The organism is Polyangium mundeleinium (genome assembly GCF_028369105.1).
In the GTDB taxonomy this organism is placed as follows: Bacteria; Myxococcota_A; Polyangia; order Polyangiales; family Polyangiaceae; genus Polyangium; species Polyangium mundeleinium.
Genome location: NZ_JAQNDO010000001.1, coordinates 4,585,446 through 4,606,269, shown reverse-complemented (window position 1 = coordinate 4,606,269; position 20,824 = coordinate 4,585,446). Strand labels below are relative to the sequence as shown.

Annotated in this window: 14 protein-coding genes; 8 read left to right on the top strand and 6 right to left on the bottom strand. The window is 69.5% G+C overall.

Annotated elements, in window-relative coordinates:
• The first annotated feature begins 29 nt into the window (after positions 1-29).
• Together POL67_RS18375 and POL67_RS18370 are read left to right on the top strand one after the other, a co-directional pair.
• The gene (locus POL67_RS18375) at positions 30-1,991 is read left to right on the top strand and encodes a serine/threonine-protein kinase (protein WP_271918752.1); all 1,962 of its coding nucleotides are present in this window, start codon (positions 30-32) and stop codon (positions 1,989-1,991) included.
• Between the two features lie 365 nt (positions 1,992-2,356).
• Positions 2,357-2,572 (top strand): hypothetical protein, encoded by a 216-nt coding sequence (locus POL67_RS18370; protein ID WP_271918750.1) that lies wholly within the window; start codon positions 2,357-2,359, stop codon positions 2,570-2,572.
• Positions 2,573-2,836: 264 nt separating this feature from the next.
• Here POL67_RS18370 and POL67_RS18365 read toward each other — a convergent pair whose 3' ends face one another.
• The 3 genes from POL67_RS18365 to POL67_RS18355 all read right to left on the bottom strand — a co-directional run bounded on the left by POL67_RS18365 (position 2,837) and on the right by POL67_RS18355 (position 7,022).
• On the bottom strand, positions 2,837-3,295 hold the full coding sequence (locus tag POL67_RS18365) for a MarR family winged helix-turn-helix transcriptional regulator (protein ID WP_271918748.1): 459 nt from the start codon (positions 3,293-3,295) through the stop codon (positions 2,837-2,839).
• Entirely contained in the window at positions 3,292-4,182 is an 891-nt protein-coding gene (locus POL67_RS18360; protein ID WP_271918746.1) for an SDR family NAD(P)-dependent oxidoreductase, read from the bottom strand. The genes POL67_RS18365 and POL67_RS18360 overlap by 4 nt, the downstream gene beginning before the upstream one ends.
• Positions 4,183-4,292: 110 nt before the next feature.
• Complete coding sequence (locus tag POL67_RS18355; protein ID WP_271918744.1) at positions 4,293-7,022, bottom strand: hypothetical protein; 2,730 nt, start codon at positions 7,020-7,022, stop codon at positions 4,293-4,295.
• Between the two features lie 261 nt (positions 7,023-7,283).
• Here POL67_RS18355 and POL67_RS18350 point away from each other — a divergent pair, with 261 nt between their 5' ends.
• On the top strand, positions 7,284-10,037 hold the full coding sequence (locus POL67_RS18350) for an ATP-binding protein (RefSeq protein WP_271918742.1): 2,754 nt from the start codon (positions 7,284-7,286) through the stop codon (positions 10,035-10,037).
• Between the two features lie 19 nt (positions 10,038-10,056).
• Here the strand turns inward: POL67_RS18350 and POL67_RS18345 are convergent, their stop codons facing one another.
• Entirely contained in the window at positions 10,057-13,353 is a 3,297-nt protein-coding gene (locus tag POL67_RS18345) for a protein kinase domain-containing protein (protein WP_271918740.1), read from the bottom strand.
• Positions 13,354-13,446: 93 nt separating this feature from the next.
• Between POL67_RS18345 and POL67_RS18340 the strand changes: the two genes are divergently transcribed.
• The 4 genes from POL67_RS18340 (at position 13,447) to POL67_RS18325 (ending at position 17,306) form a co-directional block, all read left to right on the top strand.
• Positions 13,447-14,685, top strand: coding sequence for a hypothetical protein (locus POL67_RS18340; protein WP_271918738.1), 1,239 nt, complete (start codon positions 13,447-13,449; stop codon positions 14,683-14,685).
• A gap of 47 nt (positions 14,686-14,732) precedes the next feature.
• Positions 14,733-15,935, top strand: coding sequence for an AAA family ATPase (locus tag POL67_RS18335; protein ID WP_271918736.1), 1,203 nt, complete (start codon positions 14,733-14,735; stop codon positions 15,933-15,935).
• Positions 15,932-16,684: a hypothetical protein gene (locus POL67_RS18330; protein WP_271918733.1), complete on the top strand. Its 753-nt coding sequence runs from the start codon at positions 15,932-15,934 to the stop codon at positions 16,682-16,684. Before POL67_RS18335 ends, POL67_RS18330 begins: the two co-directional genes overlap by 4 nt.
• Before the next feature lie 70 nt (positions 16,685-16,754).
• Complete coding sequence (locus POL67_RS18325; protein WP_271918731.1) at positions 16,755-17,306, top strand: hypothetical protein; 552 nt, start codon at positions 16,755-16,757, stop codon at positions 17,304-17,306.
• Between the two features lie 144 nt (positions 17,307-17,450).
• Here the strand turns inward: POL67_RS18325 and POL67_RS18320 are convergent, their stop codons facing one another.
• The gene (locus tag POL67_RS18320; protein ID WP_271918729.1) at positions 17,451-17,702 is read right to left on the bottom strand and encodes a hypothetical protein; all 252 of its coding nucleotides are present in this window, start codon (positions 17,700-17,702) and stop codon (positions 17,451-17,453) included.
• A gap of 34 nt (positions 17,703-17,736) precedes the next feature.
• On the opposite strand from POL67_RS18320, the gene POL67_RS18315 reads away from it, so the two are divergent.
• Positions 17,737-18,429: a hypothetical protein gene (locus POL67_RS18315; protein ID WP_271918727.1), complete on the top strand. Its 693-nt coding sequence runs from the start codon at positions 17,737-17,739 to the stop codon at positions 18,427-18,429.
• A 247-nt stretch (positions 18,430-18,676) separates the two neighbouring features.
• Here the strand turns inward: POL67_RS18315 and POL67_RS18310 are convergent, their stop codons facing one another.
• The gene (locus POL67_RS18310; protein ID WP_271918726.1) at positions 18,677-20,794 is read right to left on the bottom strand and encodes a serine/threonine protein kinase; all 2,118 of its coding nucleotides are present in this window, start codon (positions 20,792-20,794) and stop codon (positions 18,677-18,679) included.
• Positions 20,795-20,824 lie beyond the last annotated feature (30 nt).

The window sequence follows — 20,824 nt, the reverse complement described above, 5'->3', positions numbered from 1 at the left end:
CTTATGCGGTTTCAGCTTGCTTTGAATCCATGAAGCGTCCTCGGACCTCCGAGCCCGATCTCTTCGACGACTCCGTGGAAGAGCCGGCGAAGGCCCCGGAGGAAGAGGCGCGCACCTCGGTCCCGCCGCCGGCGCGGATCTTCTCCGTGCCCCCGCCCGTCGATCCCGCCGGAGGCGAGGGCTTCGGCGTCGAGCCGCTCGATCGTTACGTGGAGCGACGAAGGCTCGGCCGCGGCGCGATGGGCGAGGTCGCGCTCTGCAAAGACACGCGCATCGGCCGCGACGTGGCGCGCAAGGTGATCCTGCCGATCTACCAGTCCGATCCGCAGGTCCGCGCGCGGTTCCTGCGGGAGGCGCGGGTCCAAGGGCAGCTCGAACACCCCTCGATCGTCCCGGTCTACGACCTCGGCGTCGACATCGAGGGCTCGATTTACTTCACGATGAAATGCCTGCGGGGCCTGACGCTCGCGCAGATCGTGAAGGGCCTGCGCAAAAAAGACCCCGCGATCGTCGAGGCCTACAGCCGTCAAAAGCTTCTCCGCGCGTTCTCCGCCGCCTGCCTCGCCGTGGACTTCGCCCATTCCCGCGGCGTGCTCCACCGGGACCTCAAACCCTCGAACGTGATGCTCGGCGATTTCGGCGAGGTCTACGTCCTCGACTGGGGCCTCGCCAAGCTCCGCAAGGACGCCCCCGAGGTCGCGCTTTCGCTCGACGATTCCTCGGACGACCTGAAGACGGCCGCCGGAAAGATCCTCGGGACGTTCGGGTACATGTCGCCCGAGCAGGCGATGGGAAAGGTCACCACGCTCGACGCGCGCAGCGACGTCTACTCGCTCGGCGCGATCCTGTTCGAGATCCTGACGCTCGACGCTTTGCACACGAAAGACACCTGGAACGCGATGATGCTCGCGACGCTCCAGGGCGCCGACGCGCGCGCCTCGACCCGCGCCCCGACGCTCGACTTGCCCCCGGAGCTCGACGCCATCTGCATCAAAGCCACCGCGCTCGACCCGGACGCGCGGTACGCCTCGGCGCGTGACCTGCACGACGTGATCGAGCGGTTCCTCGCCGGCGACACGGACATCTCGGTGCGCCGCGAGATGTCGAGCCGCCACGCGCACGCTGCCGAGGCCGCCGCCCGCCGCGCCGACGGACCCGGCCCGGAGGCCGCCGAGGCCCGGCGCGAGGCGATGCAGGAGGTTGGCCGCGCCCTCGCGCTCGATCCGACGAACCGCGACGCATTGCGCCTCCTCGCCCGGATCATCACCACACCGCCGAGCGAGATCGTGCCGGACGCGCGGGTTGAAGTGCGCGCGCGGGGCTTCGGCCGGCTGCGGCTCGCGTTGCGCGACGGCGTGCGCTTCGATGTGGGGAACCTGATCCTCTTGATTCCGCTCGCCCTCTGGATGGGCGTGCGGAGCACGGCGCACCTGCTCGCGATCGTGGGCCTCTCGGCGATCTCGGCGGCGCTGAAGCTCCTCGCGGCGCAGTCCGAGGAGGTGCGCCGGCTCTACGTCTTCAGTTATGGCGCCTTTCTGTTCAACATCCTCGCGCTCGGCTTCGTGACGCGCGCGTTCGGCCCGCTCTTCTTCGTGCCGATGCTCTTGTCGATCTTCACGTTCTCGTTCTCGATGACGCACTCGGGCCGGTTCCGGGCGGCGATCCTCGCGACGGGCTCGCTCGGGCTGCTCGTGCCGCTCGGCCTCGAGCTCCTCGGGATCATCCCGCGCTCGTACATGTTCCAGAACGGGACGATGGTGATCCTGCCGCAAGGCGTATCGCTGCCCGAGGTGCCGACGCTCGTGGCGCTGACGCTCGGGAGCGTGTTCCTGATCGTGGCGCCGAGCGTGGTCATGGGCCGCGTGCAGCTCGCGCTGCGGGAAGCCGAGGTGCGCTCGGCGATGCAGGCCTGGCACCTGCGCCAGCTCCTGCCGGACGAGGCGCGCTCGGCGACGCCTCCGCCCCCGCCGGTGACCCGGCTCGGGGGCTGATTTTCCGGAGACAAACGTCCCGCAGGAAAGAACGCAGAGTTTGGCTTGACAGGTCGCTCGTTCTGAGACGAACAGGTTTTTGGAGGGCGCGTTCGCGCTGGATCCACGAACTCGAGTTCCCCACCCGGTCTCCGGGAGACGGGCCGAGAAAAACCGCCAAGCCGGCACTCTGGTTGGGGCGCGCTCTCCCCTTTCTATTCACGAACGTACCGTTCGCCCGGGGGGTGAGGATTGCGTCGTGTTGTCGATCGGGGCCAAACGGCCCCCAGGAGAAGGCGATACAGACGCGAGGTGGTTGCCCAGACGCGCTCCCTGCATCGTCTCCTCTTGGGGGCCGCAAGTCCACCCCGCCGTGTACAGCGAAGTTGGGTGCGAGGAACTCGTTTGGCCTCCAACTTCCTCCCGCCACGATCCCGACAGCCGGCATCCACGACGCCACCCCGAACACGACGACGGGGCCTGCGCCGATCGATCCGCGCGTCGTCTTCCGCGTCTCCGCCGGCTGCGTGCTCGGTGGATCCTCGTACGCGAACGGACCCTCCTGCTTCGTGAACGTCGGCTCGGTGGACACGCGCGCGTGACCAAGCTCGTTCATGGCCAGCGACAGAGGCAACACGTCGAGCGCCTGCGCCCTCGGCGCGGGCGCGGGCGCGGGTGACGCGAGAGGCTTCAACGTGAGCTCGATCCGCATGTCCTCCTTCGGCACCACGCGGAGCGTCCGCGTACGCCGCGGCCGCGTCGAACAACCTCCCTTGCGCGCGCGAGAGACGCGCCGCGCACGCCCTGCGGATACGTCATCGAACGGGGGGCGGATCGTGGCGATCCGCAGCCCCCGGGCGTCCGCGCTACGGAGGCGGCGTGTTGAAGCGACGCAAGAGCTCGGCGAAGGTCGCCAGCTCTTCGCTGCTCCAGCGCTCGAGCCGCTTGTAGAACACCTGCCCTTTTTGCTCCTGAACCTTCTTCAGCCGCTTCTCACCGAGCGCCGTGATGGAGAGCAGCGCGGCGCGGCGATCGTTCGGATCCGGCGTCGCGCGGAGGATGCCCGTCCGCTTGAGGTCGCCGATCAACCGGCTCACCGCGCTCTTGTCCATGCCGAGCCCCTCGGCGATCGTCCCGGCGTGAGCCGGACCAAACGCCTTGATCCATTGCACGACATGGAACGCGGCCGGCTGCAGATCGGGGTGGAGCTCGGCGGAGGCCGCCGCCGTGAGGGCTCGAGCGGCGGTGACCAGCGCGCTCACCTGCTCGCCCACGGAGGCGACGAGCTTCTCGCGGTCGATCTCGCGGCACTCCTTTCGGCTCATGGAGAGACGCCCTCCCCAACCAGCGCGGCGGTGGCTTCCCAAAGACGTCGTTGCAGCTCCCTGTCCTGTCGCATCGGCGCAGGAGGAAATGCCTGAAAGAGGCGCACCGTGGAGAAAAATTCGCCCGTCACGCCCTCGAGCGCCGGATCGCGGGCCAGGCGAACCAGGATACGAGCGCCCTTCTCGGGGCGGAACAGGCCGACCCGGTTGAAGAGGGCCGCGAGCCGCGTGAACCCCTTCGACTCGCGCCCGAGCCCGCTGGCATTGAGGCCGGGACAGCAGGCATTGGCCGTGACCCCGGTGCCCGCGAGCCGACGGGCGAGCTCCTGCGTGAACAGGATATCCATCAACTTCGAGCGGGCGTAATGCTCGGACGACTCCCTTCCGGTGAACGCTTGCGTGGAGCAGAGGTGGCGCGCGGGATCGAGTACGCGGACGTTGCGGTGGGCGTCGGAGGCGACGTTGACGATCCGGCAAGGGGCCGAGGCGACGAGCTTGTCGCGCAGGCAATGGGTCAAAAGCCAGGGCGCGAGGTAGTTGACGGCGACCATCTCCGGCAGCCCGTCCGCGGTGATCCGCTGCTCGAACGCGTGCAGACCGGCATTGTTCACGAGCACGTCGATGCGGTCGTACGCGTGGTCGAGCTCCCGGGCCACCCGGCGGACGTCGGCTTGCGCGGAGAGGTCCGCGAGAAAGACATCCACCGGGGTGCCCGGCGCCGCGCGCTCGATATCTGCACGCGTCGTCCGCGCCTTGGCTTCGCTGCGGGCGACGAGTCCGAGGCGGGCGCCGCGGCGAGCGAGCTCGATCGCCGCGGCGTGACCGATGCCGTGGGTGGCTCCGGTGATGACGATGACGGGACGGGACGGCGCTCCTGGAAAGGACATGGCTCCTCCGCGAGACAGCGGCGACGCGCTGCTCGCGCGACCGCAAGTCGTTGACAGATGTCCACCATGATGGATGATTGACTTCTGTCAACGACAACGGCCGGGCCCCCTCAATGAATCGGCGTCGGAAGGCTCCGGCCCGTGGTGGTGCCGTCCCCGAGCTGTCCGTGTTCGTTGTAGCCCCACCCGAGGACGCGGCCGTCCGCCGTCTCCGCGAAGGTGGTGAAGATCCCTGTCTTCACGATGCCCGGGAGGCCACCCGCGGGAAGGCCCTGGACGGCCGTCAACCCCGGCTTGTCGGTGGTGGTCCCGTCTCCGAGCTCGCCATGGCCGTTGTACCCCCAGCAAAGCGTCTTCTTCGCCTGGGTCAGGGCGCAGGTGTGGTACCCGCCGCCCGCGATGCCCAGAACACCCGTGCTCAGGCCGACCACCGGCCCATACGTCCAGGACTGGCCACCGGCCGTCGCGTAGCCGAGCTGGCCATTGCCATTGTATCCCCAGCAATTGACCGCGCCCATCTTGGTGAGGGCGCAGGTGTGAAACCCACCCGTCGCGATGCTTCCGACGCCGCTCAATCCGAGGACGTCGACGGGGGTGAGACGGGTCGCCGTGCTGTTGTCACCGAGCTGGCCATAACCGTTGTACCCCCAGCATTTCACCGTCCCCGCGGTGGTGACGGCGCACGCATGCGCGCCCGTGCCATCCGCCGAGCCGGACGACCGCCCAACCGCGATCGCCGTGACGCCGGAGCTCAGGCCATCGACCATCCCGGGGACGATGGCGCTGTTGCCGGTCCCGTTTCCGAGCTGGCCATAGGCATTGTAGCCCCAGCACGCGACCGCCCCCGCGCTGGTCAGCGCGCACGTGAACAGGTACCCGGACTGGATGTCGACGACACCGGTGAGGCCCTGGGCGTCGACCGGGGTGAGGCTGTTCTGGTTCGTGTTGTTTCCGAGCTCGCCGTTGGCGTTGTACCCCCAGCACTGCACCTTGCCATTGGTGAGCACTGCGCAGGTGCTGAGCATCCCCGCCGATACCTTGGTTGCCGGTCCGCTCAGGTTGAGGACGGTGACCGGGGACGTGCGGCTTGTCGTCGTGCCGTCCCCGAGCTGGCCATAAACATTGTATCCCCAGCACATGACGGCGCCGCTCTCGGTGATCCCGCACGTGTGATGGGAACCCGCCGAGATGTTCTTCAGGGTGAGGCATGTATTGCCATTGTTGATCGTCGCATATCCCGGCTGGCACGTGAAGCCGCACGCGCCGAAGGTGCACGACGTGGCGCTCCCGTTGGGCGGCGGCGCGCAGCTCTGGCCGCAGGCGCCGCAGTTGTTCGGATCGTTGTCGAGATGCGTGCAGAAGGCCGACGCGCCCACGCCGCACGTGTCGTAGCCCGTCTGGCACGAGCCCCCGCACGTCCCATTCGAGCAGACCTCCCCCGGCGCGCACGCGTGCCCGCAGCTCCCGCAGTTCTGCGGATCCACCGACACGTCGACGCATTGCTTCGTGGCGCCGACGGTGCACGTGGACGTGCCCAAAGCGCAGGACGTCGCGCAAAGGCCGGCCGCGCAGACATCCCCCGGCGCGCACGCAAAGCCGCAGCTCCCGCAGTTCGCGGGGTCATTGAGCAGGTTCGTGCAGAGACCGCCGCACAACGTGCCGTTGACGCCATTGCAGGCGGCGGCGCAGACGCCTTGCGAGCAGCCCTCTCCCGCCGGGCACGCTTGTCCGCACGCGCCGCAGTTCTGCGGATCGTTCGGGAGCTCTGCGCAATACGCGCCGGCGCCGTCCCCGCAGGTCGTGTACCCGGCCGCGCATGTGTCGCCGCACTGCTCGCCGGAGCAAACCTGCATGCCCGCGCAGGCGTTCCCGCAGGCGCCGCAGTTCTGCTTGTCGTTGTCCGTGTTCACGCAAAGCCCACTGCAGCTCGTATCGGCGAGCCCGCTGCAATACGACGCGCAGCTCCCGTTCGAGCAGAGCTGGCCCGCGGGGCAAACCACGCCGCAGGCGCCGCAGTTCTGCGGGTCGTCGTGGACATCGGCGCAATGCGTGGTCGCCCCCGATCCGCACGTGGCCTCGCTGGCCGCGCACGTCGCGGCGCACGTGCCGCCCGAGCACACCTGGCCAGCGGGGCACGCGTGGCCGCAAGCGCCGCAGTTGAGGTTGTCGGAGGCCGTGTCCACGCAGCCGCCGCCGCAGAGGGTGGACGTCTTGCCGGTGCAGGTCGCCGCGCATTGCCCGCCGGAGCAGACCTGGCCCGTGGGGCACACGAAGCCACAACCGCCGCAGTTCTGCGGGTCGATGCTGATCGTCGCGCAGTACTGGTTCATTCCGACGCTGCAAGTGGTTTGCCCCGGGCCGCAGCCGGCCGCCTGGCAAACGCCGCCCTGGCAGGCGCTCCCCGCCGGGCAGGCCTGGTCGCACGCGCCGCAGTTCGCCGGATCGACCGAGGTGTCCTTGCAGGCATCCCCGCATTGCGTGGTTCCGCCCAGGCAGACGACGCCGCAGGTGCCCATCGAGCAGAGCTCGCCCGTCGCGCAGGCATTGCCGCACGCGCCGCAGTTCTTCGGGTCGAGCGCCGTGTCGACGCAGGTGCCGTCACAGTCGGTCGTGCCGCTGCCACAGAGCGAACCCCCGCTCGACGACGTGCCGCCCGCACCCCCCATCCCGTCGCCGCCCATGCCCCCCATCCCGCCGCCGCCCGAGCCCACGGTCGTCGCCGGGCTGCCCCCCGTGCCGCCCGCCGTCGCCGACTCGCTATCACCACAGCCCATCCAGGCGAACGCCGAGGCGCTCCACAACACCACCGTCGCCACGCGACAACCCATACGGAAGTTCATGATGTCTCCTTCATTTCGTGGAGGAGCAACGCGCACGCGGCAAAGCGGGGCCCGTCGTTCGAATCGTCCACGATTGTCCCGGCTGCCGTTCGTAGATCGAATCGCACGCGCCGGCGCATAAGATGTCGATAATCTCTCGATAAGATGGCCCCGCGATTCCCCGCGCGGCGCCTCCGCACCGACGTGCGGCCCCTCACCCTGCGCAAAGGCGCACGTCGTCGACACCCCCCTGGTCGTCCCCTACAGTCCTGGGCTACGATCGTGCGAAACGCGCCGCGCTCGTCCCCATCGCCGCGGACCAACGTAAAGGCTCGCTCGACGCGGTTCATCGGACGGGAGCCCGAGCTCGCGGCGCTCCATGCGCGGCTCACCACCGAGGTCCTGGTGAGCGTGCTCGGCGCTCCGGGCGTAGGCAAAACGCGGCTCGCCCACGAGTACGCGCTCCGGCGCGCCGAAGCTTATCCAGGCGGCGCGTGGAGTTGCGATCTCACCAACGCCTCCGGCGTCGATGGCATCTGTGGGGCGCTGGGCGCGACGCTGGACGTCCCCCTCACCGCGGGCCACAGCGCCGGCATGCTCGCGCAGCTCGCCGACGCGATCGCCGCGCGGGGCCGGGTCCTCGTGATCCTCGACAACTTCGAGCACCTCGTCGCCCACGCGCAGGCGACGCTCCCGGCCCTGCGCGAGCGCGCGCCGGACGCACGGTTCCTCGTCACCTCGCGGACACGAACCGATCTCGAAGGCGAAGCGATCCTCGAGCTCGGCCCGCTCCCGCTCCCCCAGGGGAGCGCCGACGTCGCCGACTCCGAAGCAGTCCGCCTCTTCGTCGATCGCGCGGGGCTCGTCGCGCACGGCTACACCCTCACGACGGACGAAGCGCCCCGCACGGCCGCGCTCGTGCGCGAGCTCGACGGCCTGCCGCTGGCGCTCGAGCTCGCCGCCGCGCGCATGCGCGTCTTCTCCACGGCCACGTTGCTCGACCACCTGCGCCGCCGGTTCGACGTGCTGGTGCGCGGGGCGTCGAGCGGCGGGCCGCGGCACGGCTCGCTCCGCGATGCGATCGATGCGTCGTGGAGGGCGCTCGACCCCTGGGAGCAAGCCGTCTTCGCGCACTGCGCCGTCTTTCGCGGCAGCTTCGATCTGTACGCGGCCGAGCGGGTCATCGACCTCGGCGAGGGCGCCCCGCGCGTGGCCGACGTGCTCCAATCGCTCCGTGATCGATCGCTGCTCGCGCGCGAGGCGCCGCGCGAGGGCCCCGACGACGCGCGCTTCACGCTCTACCTCAGCATCCGCGACTACGCGTGGGACCGATTGCGCGAGCGAGGCGCGGAAGGCGCCGCCGTCGCGCGGCACGCGGCCTACTACGAAGAGCAGGCGAGCCTCTGGGCCGCGAAGGCCGACGGGCCAGAGGGCGTCGAGGCCCGGCGCTGGCTCCTGGCCGAAAGGGAAAACCTCCTCGCGGTGCACCGCCGCGCGTTCGAGCGGATCGGGCCACCGCGCGCCGAGGACGTGCGCACGGCGGCGCGCGTCGCGCTCGCGCTCCAGCCGGCGCTCACGGTGCACGGGCCGCTCCGCTTGGCCGCGGCCCTGCACGACGCGGTCCTCAGCGCCTCGGGCGCGGCCGGGCTCGACACAGACCTCCGCGCGCGGGCCCTCGCCGCGCGCGCCGAGGTGCACCGGCTGATGGGAGATTATCCGCGCGCCCTCGCGGATGCAGAGGAGGTGAGCGCCCTCTCGACCCACACCCGCGACCCCGACGCGCTCGTGCGAGCGCGCTTCACCCGGACACTCGTCCACCTCTTTCAAGGCCGTCTGGTCGAGGCCCATGCAGCGCTCGAACGCGCACGCGGGCTCATCCAGCCCGACGATCGCCGCCTCCAGGGGCGCGCCCTGACCGTGCTCGGCGTGATCCGGGTCTTCGAGGGAGCGCAGGACGAAGCGCGGGATTCGTTTCTGAAGGCGCTGCCCCTCCACCGCGAGGCGGGCGACATCCATTTCGAGGGAATGGCGGAGGGCAACCTCTGCGTCGCGCAGATCCATTTCGGGCGCCTCGAAGAGGCACGCGAGCACGGCGAGCGCGCGGTCGCCCTTCACCGCGCCCTCGGCAACCGGCGGAACCTGGCCAATTGCTTCAGCAGCCTGGCGTCGATCGCCGACGAGCTCGGACGCTCGGACGAAGCGGAGGCGTACTGGGAGCAATCGATCCGCATCGCGGGCGAGATCGGCGATCGTTACACGCTGGGCGTGGTCCTCGGGCACCAAGGGAGCCATCTCTTCATGGCGCAGCGAGTGAGCGAGGCCCGGGAGAGCTTCAAGCGCGCGCTCGTCAGCCTGCGCGACCAGCACTCGATGGAGGTCGCCATCCACGCGTGGCTCGGCAGCGTCGAGGCGACGGCCGGGCGGCTCGACGCCGCGCGCGAGGCGTTCGCCGAAGCGGAGCGGCCGAGCTGGGCGCGGGAGCGGCCCACGAACGCCGCGGTCATCCACTACCTGCGCGGGCACCTCGATCTCGCGCTCGCCCGCGAGGCCGAGGCCAGCGGCGATCTCGCGGGCGCGGAGCTCTCCGTCGCCTCCGCGAAGCGACGGCTCGCGGCGGCGCCCCTCACCCCGCCGCGCCTCGAAGCCACACGCGCGCGCCGCTCGCTCGAACACGCGCTCCTTTCGCATGGACGGGCGGCCGAGGACGCGGCGCTGCTCGTCCATCCCGAGGGGGAGTGGTTCCGCCTGCCCTCGGGGAGGCGTGTGGACTGCTCGCGCCGGCGCCTGCTCGGCCGCCTCCTGGTCGCCTTGACGGAGCAGCGCCTCGAACGCCCCGGCGCCCCGATGTCCGTGAAGGATCTCGTAGCGAAGGGATGGCCGAACGAGCGCATCTTGTCCGGCGCGGCCGTCGCGCGCCTTCGGGTCGCGCTGAGCAGCTTGCGCAAGGAGGGGCTCGGCGCGCTCCTCGTGAACCACCCCAAAGGGTACTTGCTGGATCCGAACACCCCCGCGCGGTTTGCCGCGCACGGCGCATGACGCGCGCCGCGTCCGGGAGCTACTCCTGCCCGATCGCGATCCCGAGCGTCTGGCGCACCGCGAGGTAACTCTCCGACACCGAGTACGCGAGCAGATCCTTCAGTTTGTCCGAGGGCAGCGGATCGTCCGGGAGCGTCGGCTCCGCGGCGATGATCTTCTTCGCCACGCCGAGATCCCCGCACAGGATGAACCCCGCGCGCGTGGCCGTGAACTCGACGGCGCGGAAGTACCGGCCGATGTCCGCCTCCTCCCGCTCCGAGATGAACTTCCGCACCACGACGCGGAGCCCGTCCTGCTCGCGGGGACCCATGAACGAGCGCAGCGCCTTCGCCGTCGCCTCGGCGCGCGTGTCCACGTCGCGTGGCGTGTTCGCGTCGGGCATCACCATCTTCACGGCCGCGTGGAAGATGACCCGGAGCTCCTCCGCGCTCGGAAAGAGCTGCTTGATGTAGTGCTCGCCGCGGTACATCGCGAGGTGTTTGCCCGCGATGAACGCGAGCTCCTCCTGGGACAAACCGCCGAGCAGCGTCTGCCCGACGACCGACGCGGGCGGCTCCGTCGGCACCGCGACGATCCCGCCCGGCACGTCGCTGCGCACGAAGAGCGCCGGGCAGGTCACGCCGATGACGCGCGACGCCCAGCCCATCGTCCGCACGAACGGGACGCTCGACGTCGTCGGGTCCTGCCGCAGGAAGGGATCGAGCGCGAGCAGCTCCTTGCGTTGCCTGAGCGCCTCGACCTTCGCCTTCATCGCAGCACGCGCGAGCATCTCGAAGATCTTGCCGACGAGCAGGCTCTGGTCCTCGTGGAACACGTGGCGCGCCCAGAGCTCGCTGTCGAAGCGGCTCTTCACCTGGATGCGGCCGTCGGGGCGGTAGTCCTGGAAGTAGGTCACCTGCTCCTCGTCCGCCTCGCGCAAGAACGCGAGCGCGGCCGCCGCGCACCAGGCCGGATCGTAGGCGCCGCGATCGACGCTGAGCCGGTAGATCGCCCGGTAGGCGTCGACCTGCCCGGGATCGACGCGCAGCACGGCCTGGTACGCGGCAATCGCGTCGTCGACCTGCCCGATGTGCGCGCAGAGCTCGGCGATCGTGAGGTGATCGGCGATGGCCTCCTCGCGCGTGGCGTTGCGCAGGGCCATGCGGAAGGCCTCGACGGCCGCGCCGGGGTTGTCGAAGAGATCGCGGTAAATCTCGCCGAGCTTGAACCACAGCCGGTGCTTGAGCGAGGTGTCCTCGGTGCCCGCGTGCCGGTGCAGCATCTTGCGGTAGGCGCGCTCGATCTTCTTCCAGTCGGCGCGCCCCTCGTGGATCGCCACGACCTGATCGAAGGCCTCGACGAGGCTCGGGTTCTTGTCGAGCGCCTCGTCGAGCAGCTCGAGCGCGCGATCCGTCTGGTCGAGACGATCCACGTGGACGATCGCGAGCTGGTAGAGGTACCGCGCTTTGCGCTCGGCCGTGGGCTCGGCGGCTTCGAGCTTGCGGAGCACGTCGCAGAGCTCGGGCCACTTGTTGTCGAGCTCGAGCTGCATCGCTTGCTCTTGCAAGCGCGCGCGCTCCTTCGGCGGCATCGGCGGCGCCGCGGCCTTGGGTGGAGGCTCGCGCCGCACGGGGATGGGCGGAGGCGCGGCGGGCTTGCGCGGCGGCGCCTGCGGCGGCGCTTGCGGCGGCTTCGGCGGCAGGACGGGCTTCGTCGGCCGCTGGCTCGGGCGCGAGGGATCGTGCGCCGTGGGCCCCGAGTCCGAGAGCTTCGGCCCCGAGTCCGTCAGCTTGGCCGCGGAGTCCGTCAGCACCTGCGCGGACTCCGTCAGCGCCGAGTCCGTCAGCGCGGGCGCGGACTCCGTCAGCGCCGAGTCCGTCAGCACCGGCGCGGGGTCGGACAGCACCGGCGCGGAGTCGACCAGCGACACCAGCGCGGAGTCGAGGAGCGAGGGGCCTTCCGAAGCAGACGCGGCCACGGGCGCGGGCGCGGGGGTCGCGGCCACGGGCGCGGGCGCCGGGGTCGCAGCGACGGGCGCGGGGGTTGGCGTGGTCGTGGGCTTCGCGACCACGGGCCCCGTCTTCGGCACAGCCGCGGCCACGGGCCCCGTCTTCGGCGCAGCCGCGGCCACGGGCCCCGTCTTCGGCGCGATCCCCGGCGCGGTGGGCATGGCCCTCGACACCGGACCCGTCTTCCCCGGCTCGGGCGCGCCCGCCTTCGCCGGATCGGCCACGGCCGGCGCGGCTTTCGGGATCTGGAGCTTCAGTGGGAGCCCTGTCACCGACGGGCGAAGCGACCCGGAGACCGCGGGCTTCGGCATCGGCTTCGGGAGAGGCTTGACGCCCTTGCTCGACTTCGACGAGACCGGCGCTTCGAACGGCGCGAGCTTCAGATCCCCCGTCAGCGGATCCGACGTCCACTCGTCGATGAGCCGCACCAGCTCGCGCACCGCTTCGCCGGCCGACTGCCATCGCTCGGTGGCGTCGCGCTGGATGCACCGCGAGAACCACTTGTCGAAGCCCCGCGGCAGGAACTTCGCGTAGTCGCCGGCCCGATGCGTCGCCGCCGGATGCTCTTCGAGCGCGATGCAGATCATGAGATCCGCGTACGTGTCGACGCCCCAGTACTGGCCGGGTTGCACGCCGGTGAACGCCTCGTACGCGACGAGCCCGAGCGCCCACACGTCGGTCGACGCCTGCACGGTCTGCGAGATCGAGATCCCCTGCGTCGCGGCGAGGCTGCGCAGCGTCGCGCCGAGCTGCTCGGGCGCGGCGTACGCGGGCGATCCGATCTGCGTCGCGGTGCGTTGCTCGTGGCTCTCCAGCACCTTCGCGATGCCGAAGTCCATCACCTTGAGCAGGGTCTGCCCCTTCCGATCACGGGCGAGGAAGAGGTTGCCGGGCTTGAGGTCGCGGTGGATGACGCCAGCGCCGTGGGCTTGATCGAGCGCGTCGGCGAGGTGCTCGAAGACCGTGTGCGCGAGCCGCGGAGCCAGGCGTGCGTGCTTCTTGAGGTAGCTCTCCAGCGTGTCGCCTTGGAGCAGCTCCATCGCGAGGTACGGGACCTTGCGCGCCTCGTCGACGCCTGCGTCGAACACGTCGACGATGTGCGGGTTTTCGCCGATTCGCGCGCCGAGCTGGGCCTCTTTGACGAAGAGGTCGACGAACTCCTTGCGCGTGACGAGGTGGGGGTGCACGAGCTTGAGCGCGCACGCCTTGCCCGTGTTCACGTGCTTGGCCTGATAGACGATGGCCATGTTGCCCTGGCCGAGCCAGGATTCGACCCGATATCTACGGGCGATCACATCGCCAGGCTGGGCCAGCGTCCCTTCCGCCATGATGGCGCGCAGTATACGTCCGAGGCACGCCCTTTCACCATGCGGAACACGGGCACGCTCTCGTCGTCCCCGACGTGCTAGCAGGGATCCTGTATGGACACGCTGCCCGACACGGCCCCGGAGCCCCCGAAGAAGAGCCCGCGAGGGCGGCGGATCGTGGCTTTCGTGCTCGTCCTGTCCGCGGCGGTCGGCCTCGGTGTAGGGCTCGGCCACCGCCCGCTTGCCCGGTGGTGGATCGAAAAAGAAGCGCGGGCGCGTGGCATCGAGCTCACGTTCGAGGACTTCAGCCCGAAGTGGGGCCGCGTCGTGCTCCGCGGCGCCACGGCCAAACTCGAAGGCGTCGCCGGCTTCACGGCTGCGTCCCCGTGGATCGCCGTGGACCTCGACGGCCTCTCGCCGACGCGGATCGACGCGCGCAACGTGGAGGTCACGCTGGCGCTCCCCCTGGACGAGCGCCTCGAAGCCCTCGACGCGTGGAGCAACGCCCACCCGGGCGCCCTCGATTTGCCGACGACGGCCAACGTCACCGTGACGTGGGGCGCGAAAGAGTCGCCGTGGCTCGTGCTCGCCGGCCAAGCGACGAAGGCGCGCGGCGACGAAGGCGCGTTCGAGGGCACGGTGGCGTTCGAGGGGACGAACCTGGGCCTCCTCGGCGCGCGCTGGAACGGCAAGGATCCGGCCTCGATCTGGCTCGGCGCGAAGACGGCCGAGGCCGCGCCGCTGCGGCTCGCGCTCGACACGACCTCGAAGCCGATGCGGCTCACGGCGACGTTGCCTTCCACCAAGGTCGACGACCTCGCCCGCGCGCGCTCGCTCTCGGTCCCTGCGGATCTGCGTGGCGCTTTGGTGGAGGGGACGGTGGCGGTGACGCTCGGGGGTCCCGAGGCGAAGGGGATGTACACGGGCACGGCGTCGTTCGAGGTGAAGGGCTGGGTGCCGCCGCACCCGAAGGAGCTCGACGGCATCGTCTTCGGGAGCAAGACGAAGCTCGGGGCCACGTTCGAGACCACGCCGAACCTCACGGACGTGCGCATCTCGAAGGCGACGGTCGACGCGGGCGCGTTCAAGCTGGCCGGCCCCGGCACGGTGAAACGCGAGGGCCTGGCGGCGCGGATCAAGATGACCCTCGACGGCGCGGTCCCCTGCTCGGAGCTCGGCGCCTCGGTGATCGGCGCGCACGCGAGCGGGCTGATTGGCGACCTGCTCAAGGGCGTGGCGCGCGTGGGGCTCGGCGGCAGCGTGCAGGTGCGGGTCACGGTGGACGCGGATACGAGGAAGATCGAGCGCGCGACGGTGGATCAGGCGGTCACGGTGGGATGTGGGTTGCGATGAGCTGACGTGTGCGACGCAGCCTGCTTTCGGGTAGGCTGCGCGTCGCGATGCTCCGCAAGTTGTCCGTCAAAAACTTCCGCCTGCTGCGCGACGTGACGATCGACGTCGAGCCGGGCAAGCCCATCGTGCTGATCGGCCCGAACGGATCCGGCAAGAGCAGCGTGATTCAAGTGCTGGATTTGCTGTCGCGGTGGGCAGGCGCGGGGTTCGTGGCTGGGTGCCACGCCTTCGACGGCTTCTGGTCCTTGATGACGAGCGCTCCAGACGTAGAGGAGACGCGCATCGATCTGGATATCGAGTTTTCGCCGAACGATCCCATTTTGCATTACGGCATGGGGGCGTGCTCGCCTGGTCGCATTACTCAAGAAATTCTCGAGAAGCGGCCCTCGCCGGGGGTTGTGCCGAACGCCCTCGTCGATCGTCAGGCGGGCAACCTCGTCCTGTGGAATGAGCGCAGGCAGGTATTCGAGGATCAAGCCATCTCACTGCATGAACTCTCCTTCGAATCGGTCCGTCAGGTGGCATCGTATCCATCCCTGGCCGGCCTGCAGTCGGCCTTGTCGAGTATTCGTATCTACGATGGCTTCTTGACGACGCCGCTTTGGACCCGAAGCCCTCAAGAAGGGAAGTTCTCGCCGTTCGATGGCGGAGTTCTCTCCATGGAACCGCACATTGATCGTAGAGGGCTCGCCTTGGTCAACGCGCTCTACTTCATCAAAGAGAACGAAGACGAACATGCGTGGAACGAGCTCCTCTACGCACTCCGCTCCGAATTCCCGTTCGTCGATCGTCTGGAATTTCCGCCTGAGCACACCGGAGGGCGCATCTCGCTCCAGTTCCGCGACAAGCGATACCCAAGCACGCGCTTTTCTGGCCACCAGATGTCTGAAGGCATGGCCACCTACCTTTGCTTGCTCGCCGCCATTCTTTCCCCAGAGCCCACCATGGCCCTGGCCTTCGACGAGCCAGATCGCCATCTCCACCCCTCAGCCCTGCGCCGCATCGTCTACCTCCTGGAACGCGCCTCGGAGCACACCGCCGTCTTCGTGACTACCCACTCCGACCGCTTCCTCGATTACCTCTCGGATCCCGCCGGCAGCATTCGCATCTGTGAGCCCACGGCGGAAGGTGTGAAGCTGCGCATGCTGAACAGGGAGGCGCTCGACGAGTGGCGCGAGCATTACTCACTCCAGGAGCTCCGCGCCCAAGGGCACCTGGACCCGGCGAACGCGGACGACCCTCTCTCATGACCCGGATCCTCGTCTGCTGGGAGGACCAGCACAACGCCAAGCTCGACCAGTGCCTGCGGCGCGCCCTCCGGCACACGCTCGGCGATACCGGAGCGAGCACGCCGGAGCTCCATCGGCACGGCGTACGAGGACACGGCGGCTTCGCGCCCTTCATCCGTGACCAGTGGCCGTCTGCGGCGAAACAAGGCTCGCCCGGGAGCCGTGGCCCCATCGATTACCTCGTCTGCATCGCCGATGCCGACAAGGCCACCACGTGCTGCCCGATCGAGGCTCCTCCGAAAGCCCCCGCGCCGACCGACGGCTGGGTGACGCGCGCGAGCAACGCCTGGACGGTGAAGCTCCGCTCCTCGACGAACTTCGACCCCGATCGCATCCACGGCCACTTCCTCCGCTGGAACTCCGAATCGCTCCTCATCGCCGCACACGACGTCGATCCCGCGCTCCAGAAGCTCCAGTGCCGCAACCGGGAAGCGCTCGCCGCCTTCCTCCGCGGCTGCGACCCCATCCCCGGAAGCCTCCCGTCGGAGCTGTTCGTGGAGCACTTCCGCAAGCCCCAGGGGTGCCTCGAAAAGATGCTCGCGGCCGGGGGCGCGCCGCCCCATCGCAAGGGCAGCGTGCCGCGTGACGATGCACTCGACGAGGCCTCGCGCACCGCCCTCGACCGGCTCCTCGGCCGCGTGCCCGATCTCCTCTCGATCGCCCAGCTCCTCCAACGACTTGCCGACGCCGGGGCCCCCACGCGTGCTTGACGATCCGTCCTCCGCTCTTCGTCCTTCCCGCCCCGCCCCGCAACGAACCCGCGCGAGCTTCGCGCAGGCCATGCTCCGCGAGGTCGAGGCGCTCGATCCCTCCGTGCGGGATCGCATCCTCGCGCGCACGGCCCCTGCGTCGCTCGCGACGATCCGCGACGCCATCGCCGTGCAATGGCTCCTGCCCGAGCCTTATTACGACCTGCTCGAAGCGCTGCGCGCGGAGCTCGGGGATCCGGACACGCGCAAGCTCTTCCGGCGCTGTATGAATCGTTATTTCGAGAACCCGCTCCTCCGCGCGGTCGTCGACAGCTTCCTGCGCCGGGTCGGCTTCACGCCACAATCCTTGCTGCGCTTTGTCCCGCGCGGCCGCGAGCTCATCGCGGAGAATGCGGGCCGGCTGGTCTACGAGAACCTCGGCGAATGCACATGCGCGCTCCGGCTGCGCGGGTTTCCGGTCGCGGTGTTCCGGAGCGGGACGGTGGTCGAGCTGCTGGTGGGTTGCTGGGAAGCTGCGCTCGATTTTGCCGGGGTGGAAGGCACGGTCGAGGTGCAGGGGCTCGATCTGGAAAAGGGCGATTGTGATTTCGTGCTCTCGTGGAGGCCCCGGGATGAACGCTGATCGGCGGAGACGAGGAACATTGGCGTCTACTTGACAAAAGGTTGACAGGCCCAGGGTGCTCGGTTTGCATGAGCCAATGAGCTCATTCATCCTCGTAAGTCGATTGTGGCCGATTGTTCCTGCTGTTTGCGCGATCGCCCTCGGTTATGGGTGCTCGACGGGAGGCGCCTCCGGATCAGGTGGTGAGGGTGGTGAGGCGTGGGGCTCGCCCACCTCGAGCTCCGCCGGCGGAGCCGGGGGCGCGAGCGCTTCGAGCTCGAGCTCCTCGAGCGCGAGCTCCTCGTCGTCGAGCTCGTCGAGCACCGCTTCGAGCTCGTCGAGCGCGAGCGCCTCGTCGAGTTCGTCCTCGAGCTCCGGCACGGGCGGCGGGGGCGGCGGGGGCAACGGGGACTGCATCGGCACGGAGTTTTCGGTCAAATCGACCATCCCCTTGCCCTCGACCTACACGACCGCGGGGTATGACCCGTACAACCTGGTATTCTCCTTCTACACCCCGGGATCCCCGGCGCGCATCCTTCAGCACGCGGAGGACGTGTTCCTGATGGGGGACCTCACGATCAAGTTCAACAAACCGGTGTACTACGAGCTCGAGGCGCCGCCGAGCTCGATGGTAGGCTCGATGGTCCTCGGGAAACTCACGACCAACCCGCTTTATCACCTCATCACGGGTGACCAGCCCAATCCGACAATCTCGACCTACAATCTCCCGCCGCTCGGACCGACCGACTCGGTCACCCGCGTCCTCACGAACGGCTCGCCTTCCACGCAGTACACCTACACGCGCGCCGGTTCGGAGGTCTGGGAGATCCCGGACATCTCGAACACCTGGTCCCCGGTCGCGACGCTCGGCAATGCGGGGACGAGCGACTGGAAAGGGCTCGCGGTCCGGCGGAACCCGACGAAGGAGCGGTTCTATTTCACGCAAGCCACGATCACGGGCGGAGGCTCGGGGATCATCGAGCAACGCTGGCCGAATGCGCTGCCGAGCGAGGCGGCTCCGCCCGTCGTCGTCTACCCGGGGACGGACCTCGTGCCCATCGGCATCACCCCCAAGGGCTGCGAGCTCTACACGAGCCGAAAGAAGGCCCAGGGCGGCATCGAGGTGGTCGTACTCGAGCGCTGAAACGCCCCTCGCCTCGCGTCGACACCCGCGGGTCGTCGTGGACAGAGGGGGTCGACGCGCGGCGACACCTGCAAGTCATCGTGGACCGAGGGGGTCGACGCTCGGCGACCCCTGCCGGTCATCGTGGACCGAGGAGGTCGACGCGCGGCGACACCCGCAAGTCATCGTGGACCGAAGGGGTCGACACGCGGCGACACCCGCCGGTCATCGTCGACCGAGGCGGTCGACGCGCGGCGACCCCCTCGAGTCATCGTGACCCGAGGCGGTCGACACGCGGCGACCCCCTCGGGTCAGGGTACGAAGCGCTCGCGCGCCGCCGTGTGCCGCGCAGGGTCGCGAAAAGACTCGCCACCAACAGGAGCACGCCCCCCACGGACCAAGCTGCGTAGACGCGGAGCGGGGTCCGATCGAGCGCCGTGGCATCCTCCACGCGCGTCTGCACCATGACCGCAAGCTCCGTGCGGCCGACGGCCGCGACACCGACCAACCAGGGCCCCCCGGCCTCGCGAATCCCCCGCTGGTCGAGCGGATCACGATACGCTTCGTCGAGCTCGACCCAGTCCGGCGGGGGCAGGCGGAGTTGATCCCTCCCCGCATCCCCCGCCGCATCACGCCGTGCCGTGAGTCGGCGCAGCGCATCACTCTCCACGACGACCCCCTCCCCGTGCTCGACGCCGCCGTGCACCCATAAGATGTGCTCCTTGGGCAATGGCTCGGAGGCCGAGTCGCGGTCGCGGCGTACCGTGAGCACGGCGACGCGATGGTCGTCGCTCAACTCGAGGGCGCCCAAGCGTCGATCCGTTGCGATCTCGGCGGCAAGCAGGCCCAGCGGCCGCCCGTCCACGCCACGGATGGGCGCCGCAATGGCGATTTTGTATCGCTTGTCCGTCGCCGAGCGAAAGGCACGCGAGATATAGGCGGGGCGGTCCGCGGCGAGCGACATGGCACCGCGGAAGTAATCTCGAAACGCGAAATGGGTCACGCTGCGCTTGTCGCTTTGCTCGGAAGGGACGTAGGCCTGAAGAGCGCCTCCCGCGTCGATGATGAACCAGTAGGCAAGACCGGCTTGGCGCGCGCGAATCTCCTCGCAGAGCCCCTGGAGGGCCTCCCCATCGTGGAGCGCCATCGCCGTGGTGAGCTGCGGCGCCTGCGCCTCCATTGCAACGGTCGTGGCGTACTCGTCGAGCAGGGCCAGCACGGTCCCGGCCACGGCGCGGGCGGCATAACGGTTGGCGGCGAGCACCTCCGCGCGGCGGGCCTGCTCCTGGGCGCGGGTGCCCGCGAGGGACCAGACCGTGAGGGTGACGAGCGCGAGCGCGGAGACGCCGAGGAGAACGGCGGTGAAGGGATGGCGGCGGCACCAGGCGAGCGCGCGCCTGCCGGGGCTCGGCCGGCGCACCCAGATCGGCTTGCCACGCAGATATCGTTCGAGATCGTCCGCGAGGGCCTCGGCGGAGATGTACCTCCGCGCGGGATCCTTGTGGAGACACGTGAGACATACCGTCGCCAGATCTCGGCTCACGTCCCGGCGCAGACGTTCGAGCGGTACGGGCTCCTCCTCCTGGGTGCGGCGCATGACCTCGAGCAGCGTGGGACCGTCGAACGGACGCCGCCCCGCGAGCAACTCGTAAAGGATCACGCCCAGGCTCCAGATATCGGCCGTCGCGCTGTCGCGCAGGGGGTGACCACGGGTCGTCTGCTCGGGCGCCACGTAGCCGACCGTTCCCAGGATGGTGCCGGTCATGGTGCGGGTGCTGTGGTCGAGGCGCTTGGCGATGCCGAAATCGGTGATGTACGGCTCGCCGTGATCGTCGAAGACGATGTTCTCGGGCTTGAGATCTCGGTGGATGATGTGCTGGCGATGGCCGGCGTGGACCGCGCGGGCCAGGGTGGCGATCAGCGCTGCGGCGCGCCGTGGCTCGGCGAAGCGGGCTCGTGCCTCTTCGAGCGTCCCGCCTGGCATGTACTTCATCGTGAAATAGGGTTGTCCGTCGTGCTCTCCCACGTCGTAAAGGGGCACGATGTGCACGTGGTCGAGCTTGGCTGCGTCCCTCGCCTCGCGATAAAAGCGGCGCCTCGCCTTCGCGTCGGCGAGCTCGCCGTCGCGGATTCGCTTCAGCGCGACGACGCGATCGACGCTCACCTGCCGAGCTTTGTAGACCACGCCCATGCCCCCCTCGCCGAGCCTGGCCAGGAGCTCATAAGGGCCGAACTGCACGGGCAGGCTTTCCGGGGCGTCGTCGTCCCCCCAATCGAGGTCGAGCAGGCACTGCGGGCACAACCCCTCGGGCGCGCGAGGGCCGATGGCCCCGTGAAGAGGGCATCCAGCGGGGAGAGGCTCCGTCGGGTCGGTCGCAGTGCTCATCTCGGCATGTCCTGAGGCCGCGGCGGCCAA

What these genes read in the sequence shown, in the direction of transcription:
- POL67_RS18375 (WP_271918752.1), top strand. Translation starts at nt 30, where the DNA reads ATGAAGCGTCCTCGGACCTCCGAGCCCGATCTCTTCGACGACTCCGTG.
- POL67_RS18365 (WP_271918748.1), bottom strand. Translation starts at nt 3,295, where the DNA reads ATGAGCCGAAAGGAGTGCCGCGAGATCGACCGCGAGAAGCTCGTCGCC.
- POL67_RS18360 (WP_271918746.1), bottom strand. Translation starts at nt 4,182, where the DNA reads ATGTCCTTTCCAGGAGCGCCGTCCCGTCCCGTCATCGTCATCACCGGA.
- POL67_RS18355 (WP_271918744.1), bottom strand. Translation starts at nt 7,022, where the DNA reads ATGAACTTCCGTATGGGTTGTCGCGTGGCGACGGTGGTGTTGTGGAGC.
- POL67_RS18345 (WP_271918740.1), bottom strand. Translation starts at nt 13,353, where the DNA reads ATGGCGGAAGGGACGCTGGCCCAGCCTGGCGATGTGATCGCCCGTAGA.
- POL67_RS18340 (WP_271918738.1), top strand. Translation starts at nt 13,447, where the DNA reads ATGGACACGCTGCCCGACACGGCCCCGGAGCCCCCGAAGAAGAGCCCG.
- POL67_RS18335 (WP_271918736.1), top strand. Translation starts at nt 14,733, where the DNA reads ATGCTCCGCAAGTTGTCCGTCAAAAACTTCCGCCTGCTGCGCGACGTG.
- POL67_RS18330 (WP_271918733.1), top strand. Translation starts at nt 15,932, where the DNA reads ATGACCCGGATCCTCGTCTGCTGGGAGGACCAGCACAACGCCAAGCTC.
- POL67_RS18325 (WP_271918731.1), top strand. Translation starts at nt 16,755, where the DNA reads ATGCTCCGCGAGGTCGAGGCGCTCGATCCCTCCGTGCGGGATCGCATC.
- POL67_RS18320 (WP_271918729.1), bottom strand. Translation starts at nt 17,702, where the DNA reads ATGCAGTCCCCGTTGCCCCCGCCGCCCCCGCCGCCCGTGCCGGAGCTC.
- POL67_RS18310 (WP_271918726.1), bottom strand. Translation starts at nt 20,794, where the DNA reads ATGAGCACTGCGACCGACCCGACGGAGCCTCTCCCCGCTGGATGCCCT.